General features: G+C 47.8%; 12 protein-coding genes. All 12 read right to left on the bottom strand.

All coding sequences use genetic code 11. From position 1 onward, the window contains the following. Positions 1–29 precede the first annotated feature (29 nt). The 12 genes from AC0YNZ_RS10350 to ilvB all read right to left on the bottom strand — a co-directional run bounded on the left by AC0YNZ_RS10350 (position 30) and on the right by ilvB (position 14,674). On the bottom strand, positions 30–1,286 hold the full coding sequence (locus tag AC0YNZ_RS10350; RefSeq protein WP_475826525.1) for an MFS transporter: 1,257 nt from the start codon (positions 1,284–1,286) through the stop codon (positions 30–32). Positions 1,287–1,306: 20 nt separating this feature from the next. Beyond that, the gene (locus AC0YNZ_RS10345) at positions 1,307–2,827 is read right to left on the bottom strand and encodes a leucyl aminopeptidase (RefSeq protein WP_475826524.1); all 1,521 of its coding nucleotides are present in this window, start codon (positions 2,825–2,827) and stop codon (positions 1,307–1,309) included. Between the two features lie 170 nt (positions 2,828–2,997). Next, positions 2,998–4,371 carry an ATP-binding protein gene (locus tag AC0YNZ_RS10340; RefSeq protein WP_475826792.1) on the bottom strand — a complete coding sequence of 458 codons (1,374 nt, stop codon included), beginning with the start codon at positions 4,369–4,371 and terminating at the stop codon, positions 2,998–3,000. A gap of 239 nt (positions 4,372–4,610) precedes the next feature. After that, positions 4,611–5,933, bottom strand: coding sequence for an anti-sigma factor domain-containing protein (locus AC0YNZ_RS10335; RefSeq protein WP_475826523.1), 1,323 nt, complete (start codon positions 5,931–5,933; stop codon positions 4,611–4,613). Beyond that, positions 5,930–6,745 (bottom strand): RNA polymerase sigma factor SigI, encoded by an 816-nt coding sequence (gene sigI / locus AC0YNZ_RS10330; RefSeq protein WP_475826522.1) that lies wholly within the window; start codon positions 6,743–6,745, stop codon positions 5,930–5,932. Before sigI ends, AC0YNZ_RS10335 begins: the two co-directional genes overlap by 4 nt. A gap of 132 nt (positions 6,746–6,877) precedes the next feature. After that, a complete protein-coding gene (locus tag AC0YNZ_RS10325) occupies positions 6,878–7,294 on the bottom strand; it encodes a hypothetical protein (RefSeq protein WP_110773713.1) in 417 nt (138 codons plus the stop codon). 324 nt (positions 7,295–7,618) lie between these two features. Next, positions 7,619–8,167, bottom strand: coding sequence for a peroxiredoxin (locus AC0YNZ_RS10320; protein WP_110773714.1), 549 nt, complete (start codon positions 8,165–8,167; stop codon positions 7,619–7,621). A 145-nt stretch (positions 8,168–8,312) separates the two neighbouring features. Continuing rightward, complete coding sequence (gene leuB, locus AC0YNZ_RS10315; RefSeq protein WP_475826521.1) at positions 8,313–9,392, bottom strand: 3-isopropylmalate dehydrogenase; 1,080 nt, start codon at positions 9,390–9,392, stop codon at positions 8,313–8,315. A 263-nt stretch (positions 9,393–9,655) separates the two neighbouring features. Next, positions 9,656–11,200 carry a 2-isopropylmalate synthase gene (locus AC0YNZ_RS10310; protein WP_475826520.1) on the bottom strand — a complete coding sequence of 515 codons (1,545 nt, stop codon included), beginning with the start codon at positions 11,198–11,200 and terminating at the stop codon, positions 9,656–9,658. A gap of 123 nt (positions 11,201–11,323) precedes the next feature. Continuing rightward, entirely contained in the window at positions 11,324–12,316 is a 993-nt protein-coding gene (ilvC, locus tag AC0YNZ_RS10305; protein ID WP_475826519.1) for a ketol-acid reductoisomerase, read from the bottom strand. A 130-nt stretch (positions 12,317–12,446) separates the two neighbouring features. Beyond that, positions 12,447–12,932, bottom strand: coding sequence for an acetolactate synthase small subunit (gene ilvN / locus AC0YNZ_RS10300; protein ID WP_475826518.1), 486 nt, complete (start codon positions 12,930–12,932; stop codon positions 12,447–12,449). Next, entirely contained in the window at positions 12,929–14,674 is a 1,746-nt protein-coding gene (gene ilvB / locus AC0YNZ_RS10295; RefSeq protein ID WP_475826517.1) for a biosynthetic-type acetolactate synthase large subunit, read from the bottom strand. Before ilvB ends, ilvN begins: the two co-directional genes overlap by 4 nt. Between the last annotated feature and the right edge of the window lie 513 nt (positions 14,675–15,187).

Here is a 15,187-nt window from a genome sequence, read left to right as displayed (position 1 = left end):
CTTTGAAGTTATACAACCACGCTTGCTGCTTATTTCTTCCCCTTCAGCACTATAGGGCCGATTACGAGCGCCATTATAAGCAGCATTGCCCCCGTAAACATGGATATGCCATAGCTCTGAACCCAATACGGACTATCCTCGACACGCTTGTAAATAAAGCCGCCCATCAAAGGGCCGATAAACCCTGTAATGCCAGTCAACGCGGAAAAAACGGCAATATACATCGGACGCTCCGACTTCGGGGTATCGCCAATAATAAAGTTAAACGCGAGCAGGTTGTACCCCCCAATGCCTATGCCCAGCACGACATGTACCGTGATCAATACGAGAATGGCAGGCAACAGCTCCATCCCCGCCCATAGCAAGCATGAAACAGCAATGATCGGAAGCGCCCATCTAAGCAGCGTGCGCGTCGCATATTTGCTGTTCAAATTGCCCCAGTAATAGTAGCTGAACATCATCACTATCATTTGAACAGTAGTGATGACGGTAACCCATGTATAGTTCAGCTTCACAATATCAAGCATGACGTATGAGAAGAGCGGTACAGCAATATTTTGGATCAAAATAAAGGTCGCGAGAAACAGCGTTGCCAGTAAATAGGCGCGGTCGCGGAGCGGCTTTTGGAGCATTTTCCACTTTGACGATTCAATGGACCGCTCAAGCGGCAGATTAGGATAGCGGTACAACTCAATGCCATTCCATACAGTCGCCACCGCGCAAATGATATATAACACGATAAAACCGGTGGCTTCCGGCAGCTGATTCAAAATTTGACCGCCGATGAGCAAGCACAGACTCGCGACCGCCCAATGTATCGTATTCCGTATGCCAAAATAACGGCCGCGAACTTGAGCAGGCACCATATCGGCAACCAAAGAGGTCCAGAGCACGCCGGCAGACTGCGCGCAAATAAACGATATCGTAAACAGCGTAATATAAGTCGGTACCCAGTAGATTTCCGGCATCCAAAACGGTATTAGCCCTGTTGCCGTCCATAATAAGCGATGGATAAGACTAAATACCATGACATGCAGCCGTCTATTCTCAAACCGGTGCATATAAAATGCGACAATAAGCTGAACCAAGTTGGCAAATGCCGGGATCGCAAGCGCAATGCCGATTGCTTCAGATTTGGCTCCTAAATAAAGGAGGTACGCTGTAAGCAGCGGACCTCCAAGTAAATTCCCAATGATAGTCGCAGGAATACCTTCTATTACAGCAGTATGCAAGCCTCGCCGCTGTGCGGACATTCTCCGTCTAGGCAACAGGATGCCCCTTAACATATAGATCCTCTCCGCTCTTCTTACTCGTGGTGTAAGACCAATTCAATCAATGTTCTAACCATTACACCGGTAGCGCCCTTCGGCTCCCAGCCTCTGCTTGCTTCCAGCCATGCCGTTCCGCCGATATCAAGATGAACCCAAGGCAATTCCTCTGCGAAATGTCCGATAAACAGCCCGCCTGTAATCGTGCCCGCATATCTGCCGCCGCTATTTTTTAAATCGGCTGCGTCGCTCTTGATCTGCTTCTTGTACTCCGGATAGGAAGGCAGCTGCCAAATTCTCTCGCCCGCACGATCAGATGCCTTTTGCACCAGTCTGAATAGATCCTCATTATTCGTCACCGCGCCCGTAGCTTGCGTGCCAAGCGCAACCGATACCGCGCCTGTTAGAGTAGCTACGTCAACTAAACGTGTCGCGCCCCTTGTAATCGCGGTCGTCAAGCCGTCCGCCAGCACCAATCTTCCCTCGGCATCGGTATTTACGATCTCAACCGTATGACCGCTCATCATGCGCAGCACATCTCCAGGTTTAAGCGCACGGTCAGAGGGCATATTCTCAGCTGTCGGAATGACCGCGATGACATTGATCGCAGGCTTCAGCTCCCCGATAACGCGAATGGCTCCGAGCACCGCAGCCGCTCCGCCCATATCCGAGATCATTTCCTGCATCCCGTCCGCCCGTTTTAAGGAAATGCCTCCTGTATCAAACGTAATGCCTTTACCGATCAGTCCCCAAGCCTCTTCGGAATCCGGATTGCCTTTATAGTGAATAACGATCATACGCGGCGGATTTATGCTGCCTTGGCCGACGCCAAGCAAGCCGCCCATCCGCTGTTCTGCCGCGCTCCACTCGTCAATGACTTCAATTTCCAAATCAAGCTCCCGCGCCAGCTCCTCCGCATGATAGGCCAGACGCTCCGGAGTAAGATCATTCCCGGGCAGGTTAGTCAAATCACGGGCTAAGGTAACACCTTCAGCGTACAGCTTCCCTTTTGCTATCCCCTGCTCCCATAATGCGGCGTCTTCTGCCGGTACGGCTGTACCCTGCGGTACAAAAGCAACCTCTTTCAGCGTGAAACGCTCTTTCGGCTCGCGCTTCAGCGGCTGTCGCACATGAAGCGCCAGAAGCAGGCCTTCTGTTAGCGCCTGAGCCGCATGCTCAGCGCCAAGCTCAGCCTGGCCCTCCAGCAAAGCTGAAGGCAGCAGCACTTGAACGGTCTCGGCATGCAGTTTTTTCAAAGCTTTGGCTGCAGCTGCCGCAGCCAGGCGCAGGCCAGACGCTCCGTCTTCTAACTCAAGTCCAACGAAAACGATATGTGCTGCCGGATAAAGTCCCAATGTCGGTAAAATTTCGGTTTGCTCCGGTTCAGCCTTAAATAATCCTTTGGCGTACAGTCCTCTAAGCGCATCATCGATTTGGGGCTGCACGATCGGGCCCGCAGTTCCTCCCGGAATGAGCTCTTTTTTGTTAACGAAACGAATGACTGCATCCGCAACCGCTTGATCTGTACCGCGAACCCCATATGTAAATTGAACACTCATTTGTATTCCCTCGCTCTCGTCATGTATAAACCAGTATATGAATCGATCATATTCGAAAATTATCAACAAGTTTTTCAAACTCATTATATCGGACGTCCGTCTACTTTTCCACGTTTATAATTTAAAAAAGCGAAAAGCTCCCCTCCCGTAATAGGGAGAAGAGCGTTTCGTCATTCTGCTAACGGCAATGTAATGATAAATTCGGTTCCGACACCTGCTTTGCTGTCGACTCGAATCGTTCCGCTATGATTGCGGATGATCCGGTAGCTCACCGATAAACCAAGTCCCGTACCCGCCTGCTTCGTTGTAAAAAAAGGATCGAACAGCCTGCTCATCGTCGCCTTATCCATCCCTTTGCCGTTATCCTTAATTATAATTTCGGCAAATTGGCCATTGCTGCGCGTTATAATATCGATTAGGCCTCTTCGTTCGCTTTGCACCTCTTCAACGGCATCAAGCGAATTTTTAATAATATTCAATATGACCTGCTTCACCTGCTTCACATCGATCGAAACGAGATGCTCTGAACAATAGCATTCCGATTTGATCTCGCAATTCCGCATCAATGCTTCGCTTTCCGTTAGAAGCACGACTTCCTTTATCAAATGATCGATAGAGACCAATTGCTTCATCGGTGCAGATGGCTTAGACGAGTTTAGAAATTCATAAATGATATCGTTGGCTCTGTCGATTTCCGTCAAAATAATACGCGCGTATTCTTCCTTGCCTACTTCCAGCAAATAAGGCCGAAGCAGCTGAATAAAGCCGCGAATGCTCGTTAAGGGGTTGCGAATTTCATGAGCAATAGCAGCAGCAATTTTACCAAGCATGGCAAGCTTATCATTTTGCAATGCCGTCTGTTCAATTTGCTTGTATTCCGATACGTCTTTGACGCTAATTAAAAAATCTCCGTCTAATTGATCACCGTATGTAACCGTAACTAATAGATGTTTGCCATCCTTGTGTTGGAATTCATAGTATCGACTATGCATAAGAAACATTTCTTTGTACAGTCGTAGAATAGTTCGCTTTGTGCTGATTGTAAGCTGCCGATGCCTTAATATTTCTTTTATTGTACAGCCAATTAATGTTTTTCGAGGAATGTCTAACAATTTAGCCATTTGCACATTAATAAACGACAAAATTCCGTCGTTGTCAAATAATGCGATTCCGCTGTCCATGTGCTGTAAAACGTTTTCATATTTATTTTTGACCATTTCAAAGGAACGGTTGGAACGGAACAGCATCTCGCGCATTTCAGTGAATTTCTGATCGGTTGTTCGTTCAGGCTGCAACCGAAAACGACAGGCTACCATGATTTCCATTAAGAAAACGAAGGAACGGTTGTATAATCGTACAGCCTCCTCCGAATCGACATTTGCGGCTAAAGACTGTATGCACTCCTCATGTACGGCAATGATTTCTTCTGGATTTATTCCGTAAAGCTCCTTGCCCAGCTCGTTGGCATGAAATAGTGATACTTCCTTACCACTACGTATGTACTCGGCAAGCGCCGGGAAATAGCGCTTTCGAATGGCCTGCATCATGTACTCCTCCCCGGCAACGTCTCTATAGATAACGGTTACAGTTAATACTAATCATAGGGCGAGTTTACAATCGCTGTCAATCGGAAATCCTGTCGAATTTTGTGCAGCGAATGGGAAAATAGTCATGCCGTTAGCCAATTAAGACTCTAATCACCGCTTGTCTATTTTCCCTCTTTTTTACTTACAAAGCTTACATAGCAGCATTAGTCGTCATTGCTTGGCTCATTTCTGCCATCCTATTTATCCTTATCCTGCTTCGTACCGGATCTTTTATCGTCGCTATTTTTGTCGTCTCCGTTATTATTTTCCCGTCCGCTTTGATCATCATTTCCGCTATCGTCACGGTCATTGCTGCCTTTTATTCGATCATTGTTATCTTGCTTCCAATTGTCTCTCCGATCACGGTCATCGTCGTTGTCATCATCGTTGTCATCATCGTTATTTGAACGATTCCAACTGCTGTCTCTTTGATTATCTTTATTTTTGTTATCCTTCTTAACCTCATTTGACTTATTAGGAGAGTTTGGCTTCATCCATTTTCCCGGAGTTATTGTCGGAAGAATCGTCCAACCTCTATTTTTCCATGGCTTATTAGTCTCTAGCGCTCTATTCACTCCGTTACTAACGGGCTTCTCCGGCTTCTCCGCTTTCACCGGTTTATTAATTTTCGGAGTAGCTGTAGGCTTAGACGAATTCGACTTTTTATCAGCCTTTTGCTTCTTGGCCTTCTCTTCTTGCTCGCGTGCCACAAGCTCCTTCAGCTTCTTCTTGCTCGTATCTTCCGCATTGTCAACGATCGTCTTCACACCGCCAATGGGCTCCGTCACTTTATCAATAGATTGCTGCTTCAGCTGCTCTAATTCGAGCTTATAGCCTTCATCTTTCGCCATCAAATATACAGCCATCTTGCCTGAGGATATGCCGTTCGCGGCTGCTTCCTGACGAACCTCATTCGGCACCGATAATGTTGTAATATTCGCGCTGGCCGCCTCCGCTGCAAGCTGAGCTAATACGCTCCGAAGCTTCTGATCGACTTTTCCCGTCAAAATATTCTCAAAATCGAGTTTAAGTGCGGATTTGTCGTCAATCAGCACGCTGGCAATAAATATATCCTTGTTCGGAGTATCGAGGTAATGTGAGCCTTTAGCCCTCTCCAAAATAGAAGCGGCTACTGTCTCCACACTTACTCCTTTGTAATTAAGCCCTTTAATAATAATCTCGCCGTCCTCATTTAAGGCGCGCAGCTCGCGTACCTTCTCATTCCCGTCTACGCCTAGTTCTACGCTCGGATTAATATCCATGCTCATATAAGCGACGACAGGATGCGCATCGCGCAGCGTGAAGAATAGGAACGGAACGAACAGAAGCAGAACAATAGCTGCAGCGCTGCTATACCTATAATAAGGCTTAAACGCGCGAGGCTTCTTATACTCCTCTTCAAACGTAATCTCTTCACCAATTTGCGGCTTCCCTTGAATAGGAGCTTGCAAGAATTGTCCGTCTGCCGTCATTACAACTGCATGCTGCTTATGAATGCTCATTACGACTCCACGTTTCATTTGCCTGCCTCCTTATTCATATCTAACTGGTCACCGGCTATATTTAAATAATCGTGCATATATGGGTATGTACCCGATATAACGAGTGCGATAGCAATAATATATTTGCGGTTTCGTTCTACCGTTTTGCGGGAAACGCCGCACATGGCAGTTAACTCTTTTACAGCAAGCTTACTCGTTTGCCTTAACGAGTCTAACAAATCTGTTTCGCTTACGAGAGTTTGCGCAATTCCGATCAACAGCCTTCTGGAATCCGCATGTTTGGGAGACTGCTCTACCAGCTCTGCAAATGAGATGCCGAATCGTTCAAGCTCCTGATTAAGCTCGCCGATTTCGTGGCGTCTCTCATCTTCGGTCCGTTTTATTTCAAAGGCTGTAATCGCTTGACTTGTCTCGATGGAATTGTAATGCGGCTGTTCCTCATCCTCAGAATCGAACATGCTGTAAGGTACGACCTGTGAATGCCTTTGCTCTTTTCGGACATGGTCAATAAGCCGACGGCGAATGACGGTTTCAGAAAATCCGATGAACGATTTTCCAGCATGACTGGAGAACTGATTGATCGCTTCGTTAAAAGCTAACAGCGCCACGCTGAATTCATCATCCCGATTCGGATCTATATACCGTTTGCAAAATCGACTTGTTACTTTCATTATATAAGGTTTGTAGTCTGCTATGAACTGCTCACGCAGCAGCTCGTCACCTTGACGAATTCGAGCAACCCATTGTTCGGGAGTGAGCTTCTGCCCATCCTCCGCAGCTTCGGCAGAAGCAGATTTCCGCAGAAAGCGTTTGAACAATACAAGTAACAACCGCTCCACCTCACTATTAGTATGATTCGTTTCTGTATGCCCGGTTTCGGGGGGTACATTATGAGAAGATCTTCATTTTTTCGAAAAAAGAAAAAGCCTCCGAAAAGGAGGCTCACCATTCGTGTTAAAATACTAAACGGATGTACGGCGTTGACGGAGCTTATTCCTTCTGCTGTTCAGCATCCCAAGACGCTTCTTAAGTACAAGCTGCCATTCCGTATCCTCAATCTGCTTAGCGAAGCTAAGCAAATCAAGCGCCATATCAATTTGACTGTGGACGACATCCATTGGATCCTCATTTTCATGATTAACGCAATTTTCAAGCAGCGCCTTGCCTTCTTGCTCCACGTACTCCTGAAAATCAACTTCGGCAGCACCGTCGCCATGCGCATATTCGGCTAATATTTCATATTCGTTTTCAATTAAATAATGAATGTCTACACGGTGACATACCGGACAAAACATAATAGGCACATTATGGATATGAGTACGGAAATGCTTCAGCGTACCTTTTGTTCCAATCATACTAGCTCCACAGCAAAAACTCATTGACGACCCCTCCTAAAGGTTTGCGGTGCAAACCTACATCGTAAGCATCAACTTAGGTTTGCGGAGCAAACCTAGTATTGTCATAAAATATAAGAACGCAAAAATCCAACCTGATACATGCTTATATTTCACCGCGAATCGAGCCTTTGCCGTCAAAGAACGGCATCAGCTGTGTTTGAGCTTTGTGGCTATGTATACCTTATTCGCTCTGCATAGGTGAAATTCCTGCTTAAGCATCACAATATGCGCCTTACGGCCTAAATGATAAAACAAAACCCGCGCCATGAACTGGCGCGGGTTTTGAATAATTCGGAACGAAATATATTATTTCGCTACCAGAGTTTGTTGGCCTGGTTTCCAGTTGATTGGGCAAAGTCCGCCGGATTGCAAAGCTTGCAATACGCGAAGCGTTTCGTCAACGCTGCGGCCTACGTTGTTGTGGTTAACAACTTGGTATTGTACTTCGCCTTCCGGGTTGATGATGAATAGGCCGCGAAGCGCGATACCTTCTTCTTCGATCAATACGCCGTAGTCACGAGCAACGCTTTTCGTGATGTCTGCAGCTAGCGGGAATTCAAGCTGGCCTAGGCCATTATCGTTAACCGGCGTGTTGATCCATGCGCGGTGGCTGTGTTTGCTATCAACGCTGACACCAAGAATTTCAGTGTTCAATTTGCTGAATTCAGCAGCTGCCAAGCTCAAAGCTGTAATTTCAGTTGGGCATACAAATGTGAAATCAAGCGGGTAGAAGAACAATACCAACCATTTGCCTTTGTAATCCGCAAGAGAAGCTGTACCGAAATCTTTACCGTCTCCTGTTGCTGTTTCCATCGTAAAATCCGGGGCCTGGCGGCCTACCAAACGTTCTGCCATAATAGAAAACCTCCTTGACCTATCCATAAATTTTTATTGTTTATGCCACTTCATCTGTGTGACTTACCTAGTAAATAGTATCACTAGTCTAGAATGAAGTCAATATTATAATCAATATTTATTTATAATGATTATAATCTAGAACTTACTTTTTAAGAGCGGCAACGATCAAATCGCCCATCTCCGAAGTTCCGATTGCTTTGCTCTTGTCAACAGCGATATCGCCTGTACGGTGGCCGGCATCAAGCACTTCTTTCACGGCAGCTTCAATTGCCGCTGCAGCTTCGTGATAGCCGAACGTTAGACGGAACATAAGTGCTACAGAAAGAATAGTTGCAATTGGGTTGGAGATGCCTTGACCAGCGATGTCAGGAGCCGAGCCATGCACCGGCTCGTACAAGCCAAAGCTTCCCTCGCCCAGCGAAGCAGACGAAAGCATGCCGATTGAACCAGTCAGCATCGCAGCTTCATCGCTAAGAATATCACCGAACATGTTTTCAGTTACGATTACGTCGAAGCTTGAAGGACGACGAAGCAGCTGCATCGCACAGTTATCGACAAGCACGTGCTCCAGCTCAACCTCTGGATATTCAGGCGCAATCCGGTTAACAACTTCACGCCATAGACGGGATGTTTCAAGAACGTTCGCTTTGTCAACTGAAGCAAGGCGTTTGCCGCGAGTCATCGCGATATCGAATGCTTGGCGAACGATACGCTCAACTTCTTGCACATTGTATACGCAAGTATCAACCGCTTCTTCGCCGCCAGCGCCTTCACGACGGAATTTCTCGCCGAAGTAAATACCGCCAGTCAGCTCGCGGACTACGATCAGATCAGTGCCTTCAAGAACTTCCGGCTTCAATGTCGATGCTTCCTTCAAGCAATCGAACACAGTAGCTGGACGAATGTTCGAGAACAAGCCCAGCGCTTTACGAATGCCGAGCAAGCCTGTTTCCGGGCGAAGCTCCTTCGAGTTGTTGTCCCATTTCGGTCCGCCTACAGCGCCAAGCAATACTGCATCTGCGCCTTTGCAAATGTCAAGCGTCTCTTGCGGCAGCGGAGTTCCTTTCTCGTCGATTGCAATACCGCCGAACAAGCCGTGCTCCGTTTCGAATTTATAACCGTAAAGCTCCTCGGTTTTTTTGAGCACTTTAAGTGCTTCGCCAACAACCTCAGGTCCGATACCGTCGCCGGCAATAACTGCGATTTTTTTTACATCTGACATAATAAAGTAACACTCCTCTTTTTCAATTAAACTTGTCCGTCTAATGTGCCCGGGTAGCCCATCATTCAAACAAACCTATAAACTCATTCTCAGTCTATTATCATTTGTACCATAAATCCCGAACGATTACAAAGATATAAAATCTATTGGCTCTATAGACTGTGTCTATAGAGGTTGCCATTTCGCATACCCGCCCTATTTCACTCTAAATAAAAAGCTCATTGCCTTTTGTTCAAAGGCAATGAGCCGTTCATCAATGAAGGTTAGATCAAGCTCATCTTATCGCGGCGGCCTGGAGACTTGCGTTTTTCGATCAGGCGGTTAAGCGCATCGATATATGCCCGAGCACTTGCTTCAAGGATATCCGTGCTTAGTCCGCGACCTTGCGCAGAAACTTCATCCTGCTTCAGAACAACGTGTACCTCACCCTGTGCATCCTTGCCTTGTGATACGGATTTGATCGAATACTCCTCAAGCTCTACATTCTCCTGCGTAACCTTATCGATAGCATTGTAGATCGCATTCACGGAACCGTTGCCGATTGCCACTTCTTCTGCGACCCCGCCCTCGGCTTTACGAATTCTAACAGAAGCGCTTGGAGTTGATTGATTGCCATAGCTCACCTGAATCGTCTCCAAGGTGAAAACCTCCGGCGTATCAACAAGCTTCTCCTCGAGCAAAGCGAGAATATCCTCATCGCTGACGTTTTTCTTGCGATCAGCCAAATCTTTAAATTTAGCGAACGCAGCGTTAACCGCTTCTTCATCAAGCTCGTAGCCCAGGTCGATCAGCTTCTCGCGGAATGCATGGCGTCCGGAGTGCTTGCCGAGCACAAGCTTTGATTCCTTCAGGCCAATCGTATCCGGTGAAATGATCTCGTAGGTCGTTTTTTCCTTCAGCATGCCATCCTGATGAATGCCGGACTCATGCGCAAACGCATTGGCTCCGACAATCGCTTTATTGCCCGGTACAACCATGCCCGTCAGCTTGCTGACCAAGCGGCTCGTCTTGGCAATTTCTTTCAGGTTCAGCGACGTTTGGGCGCCGAAGTAATCAGGACGTGTTGCAAGCGCCATAGCGATCTCTTCGATAGCTGTATTGCCGGCACGCTCCCCGATTCCATTGATTGTACCCTCGACTTGATCGGCACCGTTCAAAATCGCAGCAAGCGCGTTTGCAGTCGCCATACCGAGATCGTCATGGCAATGCGCGCTAAGCTGAATCGTTTCGATATTCGGTACGTTTTCTTTCAACGTTTTGAAAATATTTCCGAATTCCTGCGGATTCATATAACCGACCGTGTCCGGAATGTTAACGACCGTCGCGCCTGCTTTGATCGCCATATCCGTAACCTCGCATAAGAAATCCAGCTCCGTACGACCAGCGTCCTCAGGCGAAAATTCGATTTTATCAAAATATTGCTTGGCATAGCGAATCGCGCGATCCGCCGTTTCCAGCACCTGCTCCTTCTCCATCCGCAGCTTATGCTTACGGTGAATCGGGCTGGTAGCAAGGAACAAGTGAATACAAGGATCCTGCGCGCCTATAAGCGCTTCGCGAACCGCGTCAATATCCTGCTCGCGCGAACGCGACAGACCAATGATCGTAGCGTTCTTAACCGCGCGCGCAACCGCGTTAACCGCAGCCAGGTCTCCTGGCGAAGCTGCAGGGAAGCCGGCTTCTATACGGTCAACTCCAAGCTTTTCAAGCTGAAGGGCAATCTCTACCTTTTCCTTCGTGTTCAGGTTTACACCTGGAGATTGCTCTCCGTCACGAAGCGTCGTGTCGAAAACATAAATTTTCCGCATTTGTGCAATGCACCTCCGTGAACAGAATGATCCCGGTACGCGCTTGGAGCCGCTGGACGATTCATAATGCCCATCGTCCAGCGATCCGGCGAACCGGGATATTGTCGTTCATTTTAACTGTTATTACTTCTTGATCCAGTGCATCAATTCACGAAGTTGTGCGCCTGTTTGCTCAATCGGGTGAGCAGCTTCGTTACGGCGAGTAGCTGTCAGCATCGCACGGTTCGATTGGTTTTCCAAAATGAAGTCGCGTGCGAAACGGCCGGATTGGATATCTTCCAGAACACGTTTCATTTCTTTCTTCGTTTCTTCTGTAACGATACGAGGACCCGTTACATAGTCACCGTATTCCGCTGTGTTAGAGATAGAATCGCGCATCGACGCCATTCCGCCCTCATACATCATGTCAACGATCAATTTAAGCTCGTGCAAGCACTCGAAATATGCCATTTCTGGAGCGTAGCCAGCTTCAACAAGCGTTTCGAAGCCTGCTTTAACAAGTGCTGTAGCGCCGCCGCAAAGAACGGCTTGCTCACCGAACAAATCTGTTTCTGTTTCTTCTTTGAAAGAAGTTTCAATAACGCCTGCACGCGTACAGCCGATACCTTTCGCATAAGCAAGACCGATTGCTTTAGCATTGCCAGTAGCATCTTGCTCGATTGCAATTAGACCAGGAACGCCGAAGCCCTCTTGGTACGTACGGCGAACCATGTGACCAGGAGATTTAGGAGCTACCAGGAATACATCCGTATCTTTGCTAGGCACGATTTGGCCATAGTGAATGTTGAAGCCGTGGGAGAACATAAGCGCTGCGCCTTTTTTCAGGTTAGGAGCGATTTCTTCATTGTATACTTTTGCTTGTGTTTCGTCAGGAAGCAAAATTTGAACAACGTCAGCCACTTTAGCCGCTTCTGCAACAGTAAGCACTTCAAAGCCGTCTTTTTTAGCTACGTCAGCGGATTTACCCGGACGAAGACCAATAACCACTTTCAAGCCGCTGTCGCGAAGGTTTTGCGCTTGCGCGTGACCTTGGCTGCCATAACCGATAACTGCGATTGTTTTGCCTTGTAGTACGCCTTGATCTGCGTCTTTTTCATAGTACATTGTAACTGCCATTTTAATAATTGCCTCCTTTAATTTAACCCTTTTGAGCGGGTGTTTAAGCAGAGAATGACGCATTAACAGCGGTTCTCCCCTTAAACTCCCGCTCAAAGCGGGATGTTGAAATTTATAATATGAACAACGATTACTTAGCGTTTCCTCGGTTTAGTGCGGTTACTCCAGTACGCGACAGCTCGCGAATGCCGTAAGGCTTAAGCAATTCGACCATTGCGTCGATTTTTTCCGAGTCGCCCACTACTTGTACCATAAGCGTATGAGTTCCGATGTCAACAACGGCTGCGCGGAAAGTTTCAACTACGCCAAGAATTTCCGGACGGGCTGCAGGCTCTGCGTTTACTTTGATAAGCGCAAGCTCGCGCGCAACCATCGGATTGGAGCTTAGATCAATAACCTTGATAACGTCAATCAGCTTGTACAATTGTTTCGTGACTTGCTCGAGCGTATGATCATCACCCGTAGTGACGATGACCATACGCGATAAGCCTGCTTCTTCGCTGGATCCAACCGTAATGCTCTCAATATTAAAGCCGCGGCGTCCGAACAAGCCGGATACGCGCTGCAGAACGCCAGGCTGATCGTTTACAATTACTGCGATCGTGTGCTTTTTCATTCCGCATCCCCCATGATCATTTCATCAATCGTGCTTCCTTGCGCAACCATCGGGTACACGTTCTCTTCTTTGCGAACGACGAACTCAACGACTGCCGGACCAGGATGACGGAGCGCTTCTTCCCACACGGCGCGCGCTTCCTCTTTGTTAGAGGCGCGGAAGCCTTTTACCCCGTAAGCTTCGGCGAGCTTAACAAAGTCCGGGCTGCCGGAGAGATCGATATGGCTGTAGCGGTTGTCATAAATAAGCTCCTGCCATTGGCGAACCATCCCGAGCACCTGGTTATTAATAATAACAACTTTAACCGGAATGTTGTTAATTGCGCAAATCGCTAGCTCCTGCGCGCACATTTGCATACCGCCGTCACCATTGATGGAAACGACAAGGCGATCCGGATTCGCCATTTGAGCGCCAATAGCAGAAGGGAATCCAAAGCCCATCGTGCCTAGACCGCCAGACGTTACCCATGAACGCGGCTTGTTGAATTTGTAATACTGTGCAGCCCACATCTGATGCTGGCCTACGTCAGTCGTTACAATTGCATCGCCGTTCGTCGTTTCGTGGATCAGCTCCACAACCCACTGCGGCTTTAATTCATCTTCGGAATCCGTATAGCTGAACGGATATTGCTCACAGGAGGCTTTGAGCTTCGCACGCCAATCGTCAGCTTTATCCGCACGCTTAGCTTGCTTGTTAACAAGCTGCAGAACAGTCTTCACATCACCGACGATCGGAATGTCCGTTGGCACGTTTTTGCCAATTTCCGCAGGGTCGATATCGATGTGAACGATTTTCGCCAGCGGAGCGAACCCTGACAGCTTGCCGGTAACGCGGTCATCGAAGCGGGCGCCGATGTTAATAAGCAAATCCGCACTTTGAATCGATTTGTTAGCCGTGTAAGTACCGTGCATGCCCGGCATGCCTAGAAATAACTCGTTGCCGCTCGGGAATGCTCCCAAACCAAGCAAGGTCGTCGTGATCGGAATTTGTGTCTTCGTTACGAACTCGTACAGCTCCTCATGCCCGCCGGAGTATACAACTCCGCCGCCGGCTAGAATGAGCGGACGCTCCGCTTGTTCAATCGCCTTAATAAGCTTATCGACTTGATTTTTGTTAGGCGAAACCGTCGGGTTATAGCCGCGGATACTCACATCAGTTACCGGCTTGAACAATGTTTGTGCCGCTGAGATGTCCTTTGGTATATCAATCAATACTGGGCCTTTGCGTCCAGTGTTGGCAATGTGGAATGCTTCATGAATAATGCGCGGCAAATCTTCTACATCACGCACCAAGTAGCTGTGCTTTGTAATTGGCATCGTAATCCCTGTAATATCCGCTTCCTGGAAAGCATCGCTTCCGATCAGGCTGGAGATGACGTTCCCCGTTATAACGACTAACGGAACGGAATCCATGTATGCAGTTGCGATGCCCGTAACCAGGTTTGTTGCACCCGGACCTGAGGTTGCGATACATACGCCTACTTTGCCGCTTGCACGGGCATAGCCGTCAGCTGCATGAATTGCACCTTGCTCGTGACGTGTAAGTACATGATTGAAATCGGGGTTCCCGTGCATCGCGTCGTAAATGTACAACACCGCTCCACCAGGATAGCCGAACACACAATCTACACCCTCAAGCAGCAGACTTCTTAGCAAAATTTCCGAACCTGATATGACCTCGGGCTTGGAGAGCCTTTCCTTCAATTCCTCTTTTGACTTCAGTGTTGTACCTTGCGTTACCATCAGTCATCCTCCTCTCAAAAAAACAAAAAAACCTTTCGCTCCTCACGCTTCTAAACGAAGCAACGAGGGACGAAAGGTATATCTTCCGTGGTACCACCCAAATTCGTTATACATCTCCCGATGTACAACCTCCACAGGTAAGAACGTCGTGCACATACGTCCATACCATTGGCACTGTAACGCTTGCCCTGCGATTTCCCCTATTAGGCAACAGCATAAGTTGTTGCTTTTCAAGGAAACAGCTCCGAGGTGAGCTCGTAGAAAAGGGATTTTGGCGATGGTTGCAGCTGATCCATCCGCTCTCTGATCAAAAGAGCCCTAAGCACTTCGTCCTCATCATTGCTGATTGTGTATTTACCACATGGTGCGTACACCAGTACGTGGTAGATAAGACTTTCCTTATTATATGCCGAGAATCCCGGTTCGTCAAGAACCATGAGCAACTCTTCACACAAATTGTCATAGGCGCACTCCGCGGCCATGACACATATACTATTTTAGCCCCTAAACGGC

This window comes from Paenibacillus sp. J2L1-98 (genome assembly GCF_056269405.1).
This window is presented reverse-complemented; position numbering and strand designations above follow the sequence as displayed.

Excerpts from the sequence above, each read along its gene's own strand:
- AC0YNZ_RS10350 (WP_475826525.1), bottom strand. The coding sequence starts at position 1,286 with ATGTTAAGGGGCATCCTGTTGCCTAGACGGAGAATGTCCGCACAGCGG.
- AC0YNZ_RS10345 (WP_475826524.1), bottom strand. The coding sequence starts at position 2,827 with ATGAGTGTTCAATTTACATATGGGGTTCGCGGTACAGATCAAGCGGTT.
- AC0YNZ_RS10340 (WP_475826792.1), bottom strand. The coding sequence starts at position 4,371 with ATGCAGGCCATTCGAAAGCGCTATTTCCCGGCGCTTGCCGAGTACATA.
- AC0YNZ_RS10335 (WP_475826523.1), bottom strand. The coding sequence starts at position 5,933 with ATGAAACGTGGAGTCGTAATGAGCATTCATAAGCAGCATGCAGTTGTA.
- AC0YNZ_RS10325 (WP_110773713.1), bottom strand. The coding sequence starts at position 7,294 with ATGAGTTTTTGCTGTGGAGCTAGTATGATTGGAACAAAAGGTACGCTG.
- AC0YNZ_RS10320 (WP_110773714.1), bottom strand. The coding sequence starts at position 8,167 with ATGGCAGAACGTTTGGTAGGCCGCCAGGCCCCGGATTTTACGATGGAA.
- leuB (WP_475826521.1), bottom strand. The coding sequence starts at position 9,392 with ATGTCAGATGTAAAAAAAATCGCAGTTATTGCCGGCGACGGTATCGGA.
- AC0YNZ_RS10310 (WP_475826520.1), bottom strand. The coding sequence starts at position 11,200 with ATGCGGAAAATTTATGTTTTCGACACGACGCTTCGTGACGGAGAGCAA.
- ilvC (WP_475826519.1), bottom strand. The coding sequence starts at position 12,316 with ATGGCAGTTACAATGTACTATGAAAAAGACGCAGATCAAGGCGTACTA.
- ilvN (WP_475826518.1), bottom strand. The coding sequence starts at position 12,932 with ATGAAAAAGCACACGATCGCAGTAATTGTAAACGATCAGCCTGGCGTT.
- ilvB (WP_475826517.1), bottom strand. The coding sequence starts at position 14,674 with ATGGTAACGCAAGGTACAACACTGAAGTCAAAAGAGGAATTGAAGGAA.